At 73.9% G+C, this 14,235-nt stretch carries 15 protein-coding genes; 5 read left to right on the top strand and 10 right to left on the bottom strand.

The features are described 5' to 3' along the window. Positions 1 to 112: 112 nt before the first annotated feature. On the bottom strand, positions 113 to 1,351 hold the full coding sequence (locus tag G443_RS06860) for an endonuclease/exonuclease/phosphatase family protein (RefSeq protein WP_026420496.1): 1,239 nt from the start codon (positions 1,349 to 1,351) through the stop codon (positions 113 to 115). A 146-nt stretch (positions 1,352 to 1,497) separates the two neighbouring features. On the opposite strand from G443_RS06860, the gene G443_RS06855 reads away from it, so the two are divergent. After that, positions 1,498 to 2,193: a hypothetical protein gene (locus G443_RS06855; protein WP_051314368.1), complete on the top strand. Its 696-nt coding sequence runs from the start codon at positions 1,498 to 1,500 to the stop codon at positions 2,191 to 2,193. 162 nt (positions 2,194 to 2,355) lie between these two features. Here G443_RS06855 and G443_RS06850 read toward each other — a convergent pair whose 3' ends face one another. The 9 genes from G443_RS06850 to G443_RS06810 all read right to left on the bottom strand — a co-directional run bounded on the left by G443_RS06850 (position 2,356) and on the right by G443_RS06810 (position 10,359). Next, a complete protein-coding gene (locus G443_RS06850; RefSeq protein WP_026420495.1) occupies positions 2,356 to 2,904 on the bottom strand; it encodes an NADPH-dependent FMN reductase in 549 nt (182 codons plus the stop codon). Between the two features lie 443 nt (positions 2,905 to 3,347). Next, a complete protein-coding gene (locus G443_RS06845; RefSeq protein WP_253860164.1) occupies positions 3,348 to 4,595 on the bottom strand; it encodes a dihydroorotase in 1,248 nt (415 codons plus the stop codon). Positions 4,596 to 4,641: 46 nt separating this feature from the next. Further along, complete coding sequence (locus G443_RS06840) at positions 4,642 to 5,505, bottom strand: iron-sulfur cluster-binding protein (RefSeq protein ID WP_026420493.1); 864 nt, start codon at positions 5,503 to 5,505, stop codon at positions 4,642 to 4,644. Next, the gene (locus G443_RS06835) at positions 5,502 to 6,791 is read right to left on the bottom strand and encodes a Zn-dependent hydrolase (protein ID WP_035293042.1); all 1,290 of its coding nucleotides are present in this window, start codon (positions 6,789 to 6,791) and stop codon (positions 5,502 to 5,504) included. The genes G443_RS06840 and G443_RS06835 overlap by 4 nt, the downstream gene beginning before the upstream one ends. Continuing rightward, positions 6,788 to 7,240 carry a hypothetical protein gene (locus G443_RS06830; protein ID WP_026420491.1) on the bottom strand — a complete coding sequence of 151 codons (453 nt, stop codon included), beginning with the start codon at positions 7,238 to 7,240 and terminating at the stop codon, positions 6,788 to 6,790. Before G443_RS06830 ends, G443_RS06835 begins: the two co-directional genes overlap by 4 nt. A gap of 47 nt (positions 7,241 to 7,287) precedes the next feature. Beyond that, on the bottom strand, positions 7,288 to 7,773 hold the full coding sequence (locus G443_RS06825; protein WP_026420490.1) for a hypothetical protein: 486 nt from the start codon (positions 7,771 to 7,773) through the stop codon (positions 7,288 to 7,290). Beyond that, positions 7,773 to 8,576 (bottom strand): IclR family transcriptional regulator, encoded by an 804-nt coding sequence (locus tag G443_RS06820; RefSeq protein WP_026420489.1) that lies wholly within the window; start codon positions 8,574 to 8,576, stop codon positions 7,773 to 7,775. Before G443_RS06820 ends, G443_RS06825 begins: the two co-directional genes overlap by 1 nt. Beyond that, positions 8,573 to 9,583 carry a dihydroorotate dehydrogenase gene (locus G443_RS06815; protein WP_026420488.1) on the bottom strand — a complete coding sequence of 337 codons (1,011 nt, stop codon included), beginning with the start codon at positions 9,581 to 9,583 and terminating at the stop codon, positions 8,573 to 8,575. The genes G443_RS06820 and G443_RS06815 overlap by 4 nt, the downstream gene beginning before the upstream one ends. Then, the gene (locus tag G443_RS06810; RefSeq protein ID WP_030106581.1) at positions 9,580 to 10,359 is read right to left on the bottom strand and encodes a phosphorylase family protein; all 780 of its coding nucleotides are present in this window, start codon (positions 10,357 to 10,359) and stop codon (positions 9,580 to 9,582) included. Before G443_RS06810 ends, G443_RS06815 begins: the two co-directional genes overlap by 4 nt. A 296-nt stretch (positions 10,360 to 10,655) precedes the next feature. Here G443_RS06810 and G443_RS06805 point away from each other — a divergent pair, with 296 nt between their 5' ends. From G443_RS06805 to G443_RS06790, 4 genes are read left to right on the top strand one after another with little or no spacing between them, the layout of a single operon-like run. Next, a complete protein-coding gene (locus tag G443_RS06805; protein WP_245588957.1) occupies positions 10,656 to 11,459 on the top strand; it encodes an ABC transporter ATP-binding protein in 804 nt (267 codons plus the stop codon). Then, the gene (locus G443_RS06800; RefSeq protein ID WP_026420485.1) at positions 11,456 to 12,295 is read left to right on the top strand and encodes an ABC transporter permease; all 840 of its coding nucleotides are present in this window, start codon (positions 11,456 to 11,458) and stop codon (positions 12,293 to 12,295) included. The genes G443_RS06805 and G443_RS06800 overlap by 4 nt, the downstream gene beginning before the upstream one ends. A gap of 41 nt (positions 12,296 to 12,336) precedes the next feature. Further along, positions 12,337 to 13,377 carry an ABC transporter substrate-binding protein gene (locus G443_RS06795; protein ID WP_026420484.1) on the top strand — a complete coding sequence of 347 codons (1,041 nt, stop codon included), beginning with the start codon at positions 12,337 to 12,339 and terminating at the stop codon, positions 13,375 to 13,377. Beyond that, positions 13,361 to 14,137 (top strand): ABC transporter permease, encoded by a 777-nt coding sequence (locus G443_RS06790; RefSeq protein WP_026420483.1) that lies wholly within the window; start codon positions 13,361 to 13,363, stop codon positions 14,135 to 14,137. Before G443_RS06795 ends, G443_RS06790 begins: the two co-directional genes overlap by 17 nt. Positions 14,138 to 14,235: the final 98 nt, after the last annotated feature.

Genomic DNA, 14,235 nt, shown 5'->3' with positions numbered 1-14,235 from the left:
GACGGGGCCAGGAGAACCGGGCCAGGCGAACCCGGGCCAGGAGAACGGGCCAGGTGGGCGCGCCCCTGCGAGCGGAAGCGGAGGTACGCGCCCCGCCCGTCGCACCAGCCGATCACCACCGCAGGTCGACCCACACCAGCCGGTGGTCCGAGGCCAGGGCGAGCCGCTCCAGAGCGGACCAGGACGGCGGCCAGCAGACGCCGCTCGCCCCCGGGTTCGTACCGGCCGAGGGCAGCGCGTAGTCGACCCGAAGACAGCCCGGTCCGTCGACCCCGAAGTCCGCGGTGGCCGTCCACCCGGTTCCCGACCACCCCCGTCGCAGGGCCGCCTCCACCGCGCCGAGGCTGCCCGGCCGGGTGTCGACGAGCCGGGGTGCGGCCAGCAGGCGGCGGATCGCACCCGGTTCCCGGTCGCCGGCCGAGGGGTCGGCGTTCAGATCACCCAGCACGACGAACTCGGCGCCCGGCGGCAGGCCACCGGCGGTACCCGCGTCGTCGTGCAGGTGGTCGGCACCGCCCGGCGACAGGTAGTCGACCCAGAACCGGACCTCGTCGTGGTTGCGCCGGACGTTTCGCCGTTCCGGGCCGTCGAAGGCGGGTGGGGTCGGGTGGGACGCCAGCACGTGCAGCGCGCGGGACCCCACCTGGACCGGCACATCCCAGTGCGACTTCGACGAGAGCGGGAACCGGTCGAGCACCTCGGGCGGGTAGTGGGGGCTGCCGTCCGGGGCGGACGGGAGCAGCGCGCCAGGCAGGTCCCGCCAGCGGAAACGCCGGAAGGTCCGCACCCGTTCGACGTTGATCGGGTGGCGGGACAGCAGGAGCATCCCGTACTGGCCGGGGAAATGCCCGTATCCCCAGGCGTCGTCGGGGCCGTCGAAGGCGCCGTCCCGGTCGAGGTCGAAACCCGAAGGCACTCCGGTGTTCACCGGCCCGAGGAAGCGGTGGTCGTAGCGCAGGGGTTCCGCGCCGAGCTGGGGGACCGCCAGGTAGTCGCGGACGAAGGTGGTGGCTGCCGCACCGTCGGCGTCGTGGTCGAACTCGGCGAGCAGCACGATGTCGGGGCGAACGCGTTGCAGCACCTCGGCCACCAGCCGTGCCTGCTCGCTGCCCGCGGGGTCGGACAGTTCGGCGGCCATCCCGCCCTCGACGGGGCGGGACAGCGCGGTGTTGAAGGTGGCCACCCGGACCGTGCCGGGGGTCGGTGGTGCGGGCACGCCGAGGCTGCCCGGTCGGATCCGGGCCGTGTCCCGACCGGTGGCGCGGGCGGTCCGGCGGGGCGGAGGCGTCGAGGGGGCGGTGGAGTCGCGGGGCGCGCGACGGGAGGGCGGGTCGGCGGTGGAGGACCACATGCCTCCAGCATCGTCCCCGCACGGCACCGTCGCCGATCAACGCCTCCCGCCTGGTGACGCCGACCGTCGCGCGGCCGGCGGGCTCCTCGGGGAGCGCGGCGCCCGTCTCTCTTGATCCCCGGGATGTGCTGCTCTTGACTGACGAGATGGCTGAATCCGCCCCGCCGTTGTGCCCGAAGATCATCCTTGAGGGCACGCGGCTGACGAGGAAGACCGAACTGGCGTTCGCGCTCAACGAGCACCCCAGGGTGGTCGGGCCGCGGCGCTACCGGTACCACTCCCCGGTGATCTCCGGGGAGTGGGGCGGCCTGACCAACCAGGCGTGGGGCCCCAGTCCCATCTCCTTCGGACCGGAGGAGGAACCTGCGGCGGTCGAGGTGTTCCGGACCTGGACCCGGCTGTTCGAGCTGCACCGGTACTACTCGTGGATCGTGGACCGCTTCCACCTCTCGGCCCGCGCCGACCAGCAGCGTCGGGGCCGGGACTTCGACGACGCGGGGTTGGAGGAGCGGCTGCTGCCCCTGGGGTTCGCGATCGTGCTGTGCACCCGGGCCGAGGAGACCTTCGCCTCGGCGCGGGAGGAACGCCTGCTCGTCTCGGCCAAACCGGACCAGTACGACGACCTCGGGGTCTTCCTTGCCGAGCAGCGGGCGCTGCGTCGGCTGGCGGCGGCGAGCAGGTTGCCGGTCCTCGAACTGGAGGTGGCGGGCCGGACGGTCGGCGACCTCGCCGAGGAGGTCGCCGACTGGCTGGACCACCGGGACCTGCTGCGCGCCCCCACCGGTGCGGTTCCGGGCAGGCCCGCCGGGGCGGCCGGCGCGGCCCCTGACCAGGTCCGCTGAGCGCGGCGGCGGCGACCGGCGGGGCCCCTGCCCGTCGCTCCGGTCCCCCGCGTGGTGGAACCGCGCACGGCGATCCACCGTGGACTGGTCGGCGCGTCTCGGCCGACGGGTGGCCAGCCCGTCCGGACGCGGGCCAGCCCCAGTCGGCGGAGCCGGGTCGCCTCAGACGTAGGCGCGGGCGGCCCGGCCGTCCCGGAGGGTCTCGGCCCACCAGCCGAGCTGGTTCAGCAGGGCGCTCGCCGCACGGTTCACCCGGTCCGCGTCGAGGGGGTTCCCCTTGGCGTCGAAGCACGCGTCGGCGCCGTGGAAGCTGACGGTCTCCCGGATCGTGACCGCGTGCAGTTCCGCGAAGACCGCGCGCAGTTGCTCCACCGCGCGAAGGCCACCCGAGATCCCGCCGTAGCTGACGAAGCCGACGGGCTTGGTCTGCCACTCGGCGAACAGTGAGTCGATGGCGCTCTTCAGCGCACCGGGGTAGCCGTGGTTGTACTCGGGGGTGACGACCACGATCGCGTCGGCGGCCTCGATGCGCTTGGCGAACTCCTCGTCCTCCAGGTTCAGTTCGGCGGGGTCGATGACGTCGACGGTGGCGATGTCGGAGCGGTTGACGGCCTGGCCGACGAACCACCGGGTGACGGTGGGGCAGAACCTGCCCTCGCGGACGCTGCCCATGAGCACGGCGAGACGGTAGGGGGCGGGGGAGTGCGACATCGGTTCCTCCTCGACGGTGTGGCATGACCGGGTGGCCGTGCGTGAGGAACGCTAGGACCTGAACCTTTGTTCAGGTCAAGGACGTCCTGGGTGGACGGTGCAGTGGGCTGGGGCGACGCGCGGATTCCCTGACCGCTCACCGCGCGGGCGGAACGGGCGAGAACCGCTGGTCGAGCGCGCGCGACCGTCTCCACGGGCGCACCTGCGGGACGGGGTGCGGCGTCCCGCGCCGGCCCGGAATTCACTCCACTGGGGAGCGCCCGGTGGGGTTGCCGGGCGTCCCCACGTCGCCGTCCGGCGGGCGTCGGGGGTCGGCGGTGAGCGGGTGCGCACCGCGAGGGAGCGCCCCCTGGCGACGTCCACCCCGGTGCCGCGTCGGGCGCGCGGGCACGTGGCCGGGGCGGGGGAGCGGGGCCGGCCCCGCCCCTACTCCCCGGCCGGTGTCAGCGGCGCTCCGCCGTCGTCGCCTCGTGCCGCCACACCGCGCGGCCCGCCACCACCGTGAGCACGACGCGGTGCCCGAACTCCCGGCCGTCGAACGGGGTGTTCCCCGACAGGCTGCGGGTGTCCGCCCGGCTCACCGTCCACGGGGTGTCCTCGGTGACGACGCAGAAGGTGGCTGGTTCGCCCACCGCGAGTGGCCGACCGGCCACCCCGTCGATGCCGGCGAGGGCGGCCGGCCGGTGGGACAACACCTCGGCCACCCGACGCCAGTCCACACCGGACGTCCCGTCGAACACCTCGGCGGTGACCGCCAGCGCCGTCTCCAACCCGGTCATCCCGAAGGCCGCCTCCCGCCACGGCCCGCGTTTGCGGTGCGCCGGGTGCGGGGCGTGGTCGGTGGCGACGACGTCGATCACCCCGTCGCGCAGGGCGTCCCGCAGCGCCGGCGCCACCTCCGGGGCGCGCAGCGGCGGGTTGACCTTGTAGGTGGGGTCCCCCGTCCCGCTCCGGGTCGTGTCGAGCGACAGGTGGTGTGGGGTGACCTCCGCGCTGACCCGGGCCCCCCGTTCCCGGGCCCACCGGATGATCTCCACCGACCGGGGGGAGGACACGTGGCAGACGTGCAGGGGCGCGTCCCGCTCCAGGGCCAGCAGCGCGTCGCGGGCCACCACCACGTCCTCGGCGACCATCGGCCACGGCGGCAGCCCCAGCCGGGCGGCGACCGTGGCGTCGACCTGGCCGCCGCCGGCCAGGGCCGCGCTCTGCGCGTGCTGGGCGAACACCCCACCGGCCGGGCCGAGGTGGCGCAGGGCCCGGTCGACCAGGGCCGGGTCGTCCACGCAGTGCCCGTCGTCGGAGAAGACCCGGACCCCGGCGGCGACCAGGGCGTCCAGGTCGGTCAGCTCGGCGCCGGCCAGGTCCCGGGTCACGGCGGCCACCGGGTGGACGCGGACCACGGCCTCCGCCGCCGCCAGCTCCGCCAACCACCGCACCCGGTCGACGGAGTCGGTCACCGGCCGGGTGTTGGCCATGGCGAAGACGTCGGTGAACCCGCCGGCGGCGGCCGACGCCGTCCCCGTCCGCACCGTCTCCGCGTCCTCACCGCCGGGTTCCCGCAGGTGGGTGTGCAGGTCCACGAACCCGGGCAGCAGCACCCCGCCCCGCCCGTCCAGCTCGCCCGCGCGGGGCGGGGAGCCCTCGGCGGGTTCCACGGCGGCGATGCGCCCGTCCCGCACGGTGAGGTCCACCGGGGCCCCTCCCCGTAGGGGCGGACGGCACGCAACCGCAGCTCGCTCACCGGTCGCCACCGCCGGTCGGCAGGGCGAAGACGGGGCCGTCGGCGCAGATCAGCGGGCTCTCGCTGCCGGTGGTGGTGGCCGCCGTCGCGCAGCCGTGGCAGTAGCCCAACCCGCAGGCCATGTGCGCCTCCAACGACACCTGAACCCGCGCGCCCCACTCCTGGCCCAACGACCGGCACAGCTCGGCGAGCCGGTCGGAGCCGCAGACGAACACCTGGGCCGGTGGTCCGTCCGCCAGTTCCCCGGCCAGCCGGGACCGCAGCGCGGGCACCGCGCTGTCGCCGGCCTCGTCGGTGACGGCCAACACCCGTTCGACCCCGAGTTCGGCGAGGTCACCGGGCCCCACCAACGCCTCGGTGGTGCGGGCGCTGGTCACCGCGACGACCTCCACCCCGGTGGCCACCGCGTCCTCCACGGCGCCCATCACCGAGCAGACCCCGATGCCCCGGCCGACCACCAGCACGCGGCGGGTCCCGGGGTCGAGGGTGAAACCACGGCCGAGGGGACCGGTGACCAGCAGGTCCTCGCCCACCGCCACCTCGGTCAGCGCCCGGGTGCCGGCCCCGCCGGCCCCGTAGACGATCTCCACGACACCCTCGGCGGGGCGTCGGCGGTGCACCGCCATCGGACGTGGCAACACCGACCGGGACGGGGTGCTCTCCGGGATGGTGATCATGACGAACTGCCCGGCCAACGCCCGGTCGGCGATGCTGGGAGCCCGCAGGGTCAGCCGGTGGTAGCGGTCCCCGACGGGTTCGTGCGCCACCACCCGGCACTCGTCCCAGGTGGGTTCCGGTCGAGCGGCCGGCGGCAACGGCACCACCCGTTCGGCCAGGCTCCGCGACAGGGGGGCGGTCACCGCGCCCGCTCCTCACCCGTGGACGCGGCGGCGTCCAGGCGCAGCAGCGTCGCCGCCAGCACCCGGGTGCCCTCGGCGATCTCCGGCACGCTCGTCCACTCCGCCGGGGTGTGGCTCAGGCCGTCCCGGCTGGGAACGAAGACCATGCCCACCGGCACCACCCTGGTCAGCATCTGGCTGTCGTGGCTGGCGCCGCTGGGCATCACCCGGTAGGCGGAGCCGCAGTCGCGGGCCGCCCGGGTGATCTCGTCCTGGATCCAGGAGGGCAGCACCACCGGGGAGGTGTCGGCCAACAACCGGTCCCGCAGCCCGACGCCCCTGCGGGCCGCCACGGCGTGCGCCCGCGCGGTGAACTCGGCGGCCGTCTCCCGCTGCCGGGCGCTGTCGACGTCGCGCACGTCCAACCCGAACACCACCGCACCGGGGATGGTGGTCAGCGAGTTCGGGCTGACGTCGAGCCGCCCGACGGTGAGCCGGGTGCCGTGGTGGCGGGAGTCGGTGGCGATCTCCTCGGCCAGCAGCACCAGTTCGGCCGCGGCGGCCAACGCGTCCGCCCGCAGGTGCATCGGCGTGCCCCCGGTGTGGGAGGCCAGGCCGGTGACGGTGAACTCCAGGCGCGTGCTGCCGGAGATCACGTCGACGACCCCGATGGGCAGGTCGAGGGACTCCAGGACCTTGCCCTGCTCGATGTGCAGTTCGATGAACGCCGCCCACTCCTCGGCCGCCCACCGGGCCTCGGAGGCCCGCTCGGGCGCCAGCCCCACCGAACGCATCGCCTCGGCCATGCTCGTCCCCGCGGCGTCCCGCAGCCGGTCCAGGTCGGCGGCGTCGGTGAGCCCGGCCACCACGCGGCTGCCGGTGCAGGCCTGGCCGAAGCGCGCGCCCTCCTCGGCGGCGAAGGCCACGACCCGCAGCCGGTGCCTCGGCCGCACGCCGGAGTCGGCCAGCGCGCGGGCCACCTCCATGCCGGCGGCGACCCCGACGATGCCGTCGAACCGGCCGCCGGAGGGCACGCTGTCCAGGTGGGACCCGGTGCCGATGGCCGGCGCGCCCGGATCGGTCCCCTCGAGTTCGGCGATGGTGTTCCCGACCGTGTCGGTCCACACCCGGTACCCCAACGGCCGCAACGTCGCCGCGAAGTACTCGTGCGCCTGGCGTTCCAACTCGGTGAACGCCAGGCGGGACACGCCGGGGCCGGGTTCGGTGAGCGAGGCGAGGTGGTCGAGGTCGGCGGCGATCCGGTCCTGGTCCACCGCGAGGACGAGCGGGTTCTCGGTGGTGGTCATCCCCGTGCCCTCCTGGTGGCCTCGTCCAGCTCCGCCGGCCGCACGGCCACGGCGGTGGCGACGATCTCGCCGTCGTGGGAGGACACCAGCCGGCGCAGCGGGTCGAGCACCCGCGGGGCTGGTTCGGTCAGCGCCGCCAACCCGGCCCGCAGACCGCGCAGCCGATCCACGTCCCCCAGCAGCCGGCCCAGGTCCTCCCGGACCGCCACCCTGGGCGCCCCCAACTCCCGGGCGGTGATGTGGCCGAGGACAGCGGCCCCACCGTCGTCCTCCCAGGTCAGGACGGCGTCGACCCCGGTGGCGCGCAACTCCTCGGCGACGAGGGCGCCGAGCCGTTCGGCGGCGGCCGGGGAACGGGCCGGGTCGAGGACGGGCGGCCCGCCGGGCGCGGGGACGAGCAACTCGACGGCGGCGTCGACGGCGACGTCGCGCGGGGGTGGGGTAGCCATGTCGGCCTCCAGGGGGTGGGTGACGGGGACGGGCGGGGGCCGGCGGGTCAGTCCGCCGTGGCGAGGACCTCGCTGAGCAGCGCGGTGCGCGGCACCCGCACGCCGTGGGAGCGCATCGCCTCCCCGGCGTGGTGGTCGGCCGGGGAGGGCGCGGCCGCGACCAGCACGACCGTCTCGTGCCGGTGCACCTCGCCCACCAGCAGCGACGGCCCGGCATCCCCGGCCGGGGCCGGGTCGCCGGTGGTGTCGTCGAGCACCGCGAAGGGCAGGCCGGTGTGCAGCGCGGTCGCCACGACCAGCGGCTGCTCCGCCGGCCCCACCCCGACGATGCGGTCCACCCCGGCGGGCAGGACGGGGGCCAGCAACGCGGCGGCCCGCCGCAGCAACGCCGGCCGCGCGACCCACCGGCCCCCGCGCAACGCGGCGGGCAGGGAGGTGGGCTGGGCGGGCGTGCCGCCGCCGGCGGCCAGGACGTCGGCGGCGAACTCGGTCGGGTCCACCCGAGGGCGCGTGGGGGAGGACTGCTGGCTCATCAGGTTCCTCTCTGCGTGGAATGGGCGACGTCCTCGCCGGACCACCCCAGGTCGAAGGACATCTCCCTGGCCGCGCGCAGCACGATCTCCGTCGCGCGGGCCCGGGTGAGCGGGTCGCTCATCCGGGAACCGGCCGCGGCCAGGGTGACGCTGGAGGTGACGGACCCGTCGGCGGCGAGCAGCGGAGCGGACACCGCCCACACGTCCCGGTCGAGTTCGTCGTCGCACACGTCGTAGCCCCGGTCCCGGACCACCGCCAGGTGGTCGAGGACCTCGGCCACGGTGCGCGGGGTGTCGGCGGTGAACCCGGTCATCGAGGTGCCCGCGAGCAGGGTGCGCACCACGTCCTCGGGCTGGTGGGCCAGGATGGAGCGGCTGGCGGCGGCCGCGTGCAACGGCATCTCCTGCCCGATCCGCACGAACAGCCGGAGCGGGTGCCGGGCCTCCACCAGGGCCACGCAGACGGGCAGCTCCCCGATCATCTCGGTGAGGAACACCGTCTCCCCGCTCTCCTCACCGGCCTGGGCCAGCGCCGCCGGGGGCACCACGAGCGGGCTGCCACCGTGGGAGCGCTGCGCGGACAGCGCGCGGGCCGCCGGGCCGATGAAGTACCGCTTGTTCACCCGGGACCGGCTGACGAAGCCCTGCTGGGTCAGGGTGGACAGGACGCGGTGCATGCTGCCGAGCGGGATGTCGAGCTCCTCGTGCAGGTCCTGGAGGGTCCTGCCGCCCCGGGCGTTGCTCAACGCGGTGAGCACGTCCAGGGCGCGCACCACCACCTGCATCGGCTTGTCGACGCTCATGTCTCCCCCAGGGTCCGGACGTAGTCGGTCAGTCGGGTGGCATCCGCCGCCGCGCACCGCGCCGCGAGCCCGCGGGCGATCTCGGCCATGACGAACGGCCGGGCGAAGTGCGCCGTGCCGACCTGGACGGCGGTGGCGCCGACGGCCAGGAAGTCGAGCGCATCGTCCACGGTGGAGATACCACCACAACCGATCACCGGAACACCCACCGCTTCGGCGGTGGCCCAGGTGAGCCGGAGGGCGAGGGGTTTGACGGCGGGCCCGGACACCCCGCCGACCCGGTTGCCCAGGACGGGCCGGCGGGTCCGGGGGTCCAGGGTCATGCCGGGGAAGGAGTTGGCCACGGTCAACGCGGTCGCGCCGGCCTCCTCGGCGGCGCGGGCCACCTCGGCGATGGAGGACACCATCGGGGTGAGCTTGACCAGCACGGGAACGTCGGTGCGGGCGACGACCCCGGAGACGACGCGGGCGACCGCGTCCGGATCGGTGCCGATGTCCAGGCCGCCGTGTTCGAGGTTCGGGCACGACACGTTCACCTCGACCCCGTCGAACCGCGCCCCCGCCAGTTCGTCCATGACGGTGAGGTACTCGCCCACGGCCAGACCGCCGACGCTGACGATCACCGGGGCGGCCATCGCCCGGTAGCGGGGCAGCATCTCGCGGACGAACCCGTCGGTGCCCAGGCTCGGGATGCCCACGCTGTTGATCATGCCCATCGGGGTCTCGGTCAACCGGTGGGTCGGGTTGCCGCCACGCCGCCGGGCGAACACGGTCTTGGTGACGGTGGCGCCGATCTCGGACGTGGGCACCAGCGGGGCCAGCTCCGGCCCGAAGCACCCGGAGGCGGGCATCACCGGGTTGCGCAGGGTCAGCGAGCCCAGCCGGACCCGCAGGTCGGGGGCCGCGCCGCCCTCGGGGGCCGGGGCGGCGGCGAAGAACCGGGCGCGGGCGTCCTCCCCGGCCGGCGGGTCACCGACCGGACGCGGACCCGTCGTGACGGCGGTCACCGCTGGCCCTCCGAGCTCAGCCGCGCCGCCGCGTCCGCCGCCACCCGCAGCATCCGCAACTGCGCCGGCTCGTAGTCCTCCAACCAGCTGTCGGTGGCCCGGGAGGCGTGGGCGACCAGCAGGCCCCCGACCCGCAGCCCCACGGCCGCGCCCACGGCGAGCACCGTCTCGCACTCCATGTCCATCGCGTCCACCCCGAGCGCCTCGACCTGGGCGAAGCGGCGCGCGGCCCTGTCCTCCAGCCCGGGCACCGGGCGGCCCTCCCCGACGTAGTAGGAGTCGCAGGAGAGCACGGTGATGCCGTGCGCCCGTTCCCCCGCCCGGTCGGCGGTCGCTGCCAGGGCGGTGCGCACCTCGGGGCTGGACAGCGCCCGCACCTCGGGGTCGGCGTACCAGGAGGCGGCCCCGCCCTCGCGGACCGCCTCGGTGACCACGCACAGGTCACCGGGCGCGATCCGCGCCGACAGCGCCCCCATGCCCCCGGTCCGCAGCACCGTCCGCACGCCCAGCCGGGCCAGCTCCACCAGCGCGATCTCGGTGGAGGGGCCACCGATGCCGGTGGAGCACACCCCCACCTCGACCTCGCCCCGCCGGCCGACGCCCACGCGGAACTCGCGGTTCTGGCCCAGCACGCGGAAGTCGTCGAGCACGGCCGCCGCCCGGTCCACCCTGGCCGGGTCCCCGGGCAGCAGGCACACCTCGGGCAGGTCACCGGGCCCGCACGGCAGGTGCGGGGGCCGTCCGTCGAGCCACGGGTCGGCAGCGCTGCGAGGCACCAGGACTCCTTCTGTCAGGCGGAAGTCGATTTCCAGAATCGTCAGTGTGCGGTGCGCCATCACGGGGAGTCAACAGTCACGTTCCGTCCCCGACAGTGCGTGCAGAGTCAAATATGGGCCTCGAACAGCGCAAACGATCAACGCCGCCTCGTAGGGTCGTCCAAGTGGGCACTCTCCGTCGCGAACAACAATTCCGGATGACCACTTCCGCAACACGGAAGAAATGCTTAGTGTGCATCCTCGACTCGACCATCCGAGCCGGACCAGACCGGCTGACTCCCGCTGGAGCCGCCACCGTGACCCATCACACCCACGAGGACACCGCGCCGCCCGAGGCGGCCGCGACCGACCACAGGCGGCTGCTGGAGATCCGCGGTGTGAGCAAGGAGTACGTCAGCGTCAAGGGCGCCTCCGTGCGCGCCCTCGACGACGTCAACCTCGACATCGGCGACGGCGAGATCATCGCCATCATCGGCCCCTCCGGCTGCGGCAAGTCCACCCTGCTGCGGATGGTCGCCGGCCTCGACACCGACTACGAGGGCACCATCGAGTGGACCCGCGCTCCCCGCCCGGGCCGCGACATCGGCTTCGTCTTCCAGGAACCGGCCCTGCTGCCGTGGCGCACCGTCGCCCGCAACGTCTCCCTCGGCATCGAGGTCCAGAAGGACCGCTCCGACCTGCCCACCGACCGGGTCGACCAACTCCTCGAACTCGTCGGACTGCGCGACTTCGCCAAGTCCTACCCCAAGGAACTCTCCGGCGGCATGCGCCAACGGGTCGCGATCGTCCGCGCCCTCGCCTACGACCCCCGGATCCTGCTCATGGACGAGCCCTTCGGCGCCCTCGACGCCATCACCAGGGACAAGCTCCACGACGACATCCTGCGCATCTGGGCCGCCACCAGGAAGACCATCGTCTTCGTCACCCACAGCGTCGAGGAGGCCGCCTACCTCGCCGACCGCGTCGTGGTCATGTCACCCCGCCCTGGCCGGCTCCGCTCCGTCCACCAGGTCCCCCTCGACCGGAACCGCGACGCCGCCACCCGGCAACTCCCGGTCTTCGCCGAGTTCGCCGGCATGCTGCGCGGGGAGCTGGCGTGAGCACCGCCGAGATCACCACCGGAGCCGCCACCCCGCCACCCGCGCCCGGCGGCAACCGACCCGGCGGCGGCCCCTTCGGCAAGGGAACCCCGCTGCGCCGGATCACCGTCGCCGCCGCCTACCTGGCCGTGGTCCTACTCGCCTGGCAGCTCTACGTCACCCTCGCCGACGTCCCCTCCTACCTGCTGCCCGACCCGCTCAGCGTCGGCGACGCCCTGTGGCGGCTGGCCAGCAGCGGCGAACTGTGGCCCCACCTCGGCTACACCGTCCGCAACATCGCCGTCGGACTCGGCGCCGGCATCGTCATCGGCTCCCTCCTCGGCTGGGTCATCGCCTCCTTCCGGACGGTCCGCCTGATCCTGGCGCCCTACGTCGTCATCCTCCAGGCCGCACCCAAGATCGCCCTCGCCCCACTGCTCGTCCTCTGGTTCGGCCTCGGCCTCGGCTCCCAGCTCGCGCTCATCGTGATGCTCGCCTTCTTCCCCATGATGATCGCGATGATGCTCGGCCTCGGCGAGGTCACCGACGACCAACGGGCACTGGGCCGCGTCCTCAACCTCGGACCCGCCCGGTTCTTCCGGCTCGTCCAACTGCCCACCGCGCTGCCCGCCCTGTTCGCCGGCGCCAGGATCGCGGTCATCGACGCGATGACCGGCGCGTTCCTCGCCGAGTACATCTCCGCCCAACAAGGCCTGGGATTCCTCATGGTCCAGGGCCGGAGCACCTACGACACGCCGCAGCTCATCGCCGCGGTCGTCCTCACCGTGGTCGTCGGACTGACCGGCTTCGCCCTGGTCAGCCTCGTCGAACGCCGGGCACTGCCCTGGCGCCGCTGACCCGCGACGGCCGGACCCGCCCCGTCCCGAAAGGACCCACCATGTCCCCTTCCCCCCGCTCCCTGCGCGGCGTCGCCGCCCTCGGCCTGGCCGCCGCCCTCGGCGGTGTCGCCGCATGCAGCCCCGCCGACAACGCCGGCACCACCACCGGCGGTGACGAGGGCACCACCTCGGTCACCGTGCAGATCGACGGCGCCGCCGTCCCCTACTACGCCCCCCTCTACGAGGCCGTGGAACAGGGCTACTTCGCCGACCAAGGCCTCGACGTCGAGTTCACCTACGCCAACGGCGCCGACATCGTCCAGAACGTCGCCGCCGGCAACGTCGACTTCGGCTTCCCCAACGGCGACTCCGTCATCACCGCCTACGGCAGCGGCGTCCGCACCAACGTCGTCCACACCACCTACCAGAAGGGCATCGGCGCCCTGCTGTTCGCCAACGACAGCGGCATCGAGACCCCCGCCGACCTGGAAGGCCGCAGCGTCGCCGTCACCGACCTCGGCAGCCCCAACTACGCCCAGCTCCAGGCCATGCTCGACAGCGCCGACCTGACCGTCGACGACATCGACCTGCGCACCATCGGCACCGGCGCCATCGTCCAGGCCCTCCAGAGCGGCGAGGTCGACGCCATCGTCTTCTCCCGACTGCGCTACTTCGCCCTCCAGAACGCCGGGATGGACGTCGGCCAGATCCTCAGCGACGAGTACCTGCCCTCCTTCGGCAACATCCTCGTCACCAGCCCCGACACCGTCGAGAACACCCCGGAGGTCGTCGCCTCCTTCACCGCCGCCCTCGACGAGGCGCTCCAGTACACGATCGACCACATCGACGAGTCCACGGCGATGTCCATCGAGAAGTACGCCCCCACCTTCGAGGGCCAGGAGGACGAGATCTCCGAGGTCCTCCGCGACGTCTACGCCGCCGAACTGTGGCAGTCCGCCGACACCGAGGAGAACGGCTTCGGCCACGGCAACCTCGACCGCTGGCAGGAGGCCATCGACTCCCAGGCCGAGTTCGAACTGATCGACGAGGCGTTCGACGCCGCCGACCTGGTCAGGGACCACCGTGAGCTCGACAACTGAGCGCCGCGACCGCGCCCTGCCCCTGCTGGTCGGCGCGGCCTCCCTCGCCGGCGGCGTCGGCCTGTGGTGGGCACTGGCCGCCTTCTCCGGCCTGCCCTCCTACGTGCTGCCCAGCCCCGGGCAGCTCGTCACCCGAGCCGTGTCCCTGTGGCAGGCCGGCGGGCTGAGCATCCACCTCCAGCAGACCCTCGCCGAGGTGCTCCAGGGAGTCGCCCTCGGCTCGGTCATCGGCATCGCCCTCGCGGTGCTCTTCGTCCGAGTCGGCTGGATCGAACGACTGCTCATGCCGATCATCGTCGTCATCCAGGTGACGCCGAAGATCTCCATCGCCCCGCTCATCGTCCTCTGGCTGGGCCTGGGCATCGGATCCAAGATCACCCTGATCACCCTGGTGACCTTCTACCCGGTGCTCATCAACATGGTCGGCAAGCTCCGAGGCATGCCCTCCACCATGCACGACCTCGCCGACGTCCTGAACATCCGACGCGGCCGACGCGCCCTGCTCATCGACCTGCCCTACAGCCTGCCCGCCCTCGCGGCGGGCCTGCGGGTCGGCGTGCTCCAGGCCGTCACCGCCGCCGTCATCGGCGAGTTCATCGGAGCCCAGGCCGGCCTGGGCTACCTGGAGAAGCAGGCACAGGACAACGACGACATCCAGGTCGTCATGATCTGCCTCATCCTGCTCTCCGCGATCGGCTGGGCCCTCTACACCCTGGTGGGGCTCATCGAACGCAAACTCACCGAGCGATTCGGCGGCTGACCCCACCCCGCCCCGGGAGGGACGCACGTCGAACCACCGGGCACGGCGGCCCGCCCCACCCCGGGGCGGGCCGCCCGCATCTCGGCCCCGGTTGGCAC

This window comes from Actinoalloteichus caeruleus DSM 43889 (assembly GCF_000429185.2).
GTDB lineage: Bacteria > Actinomycetota > Actinomycetes > Mycobacteriales > Pseudonocardiaceae > Actinoalloteichus_B > Actinoalloteichus_B caeruleus.
The sequence above is the reverse complement of the archived record's forward strand: the minus strand, read 5'-3'. Positions and strand labels throughout refer to the sequence as shown.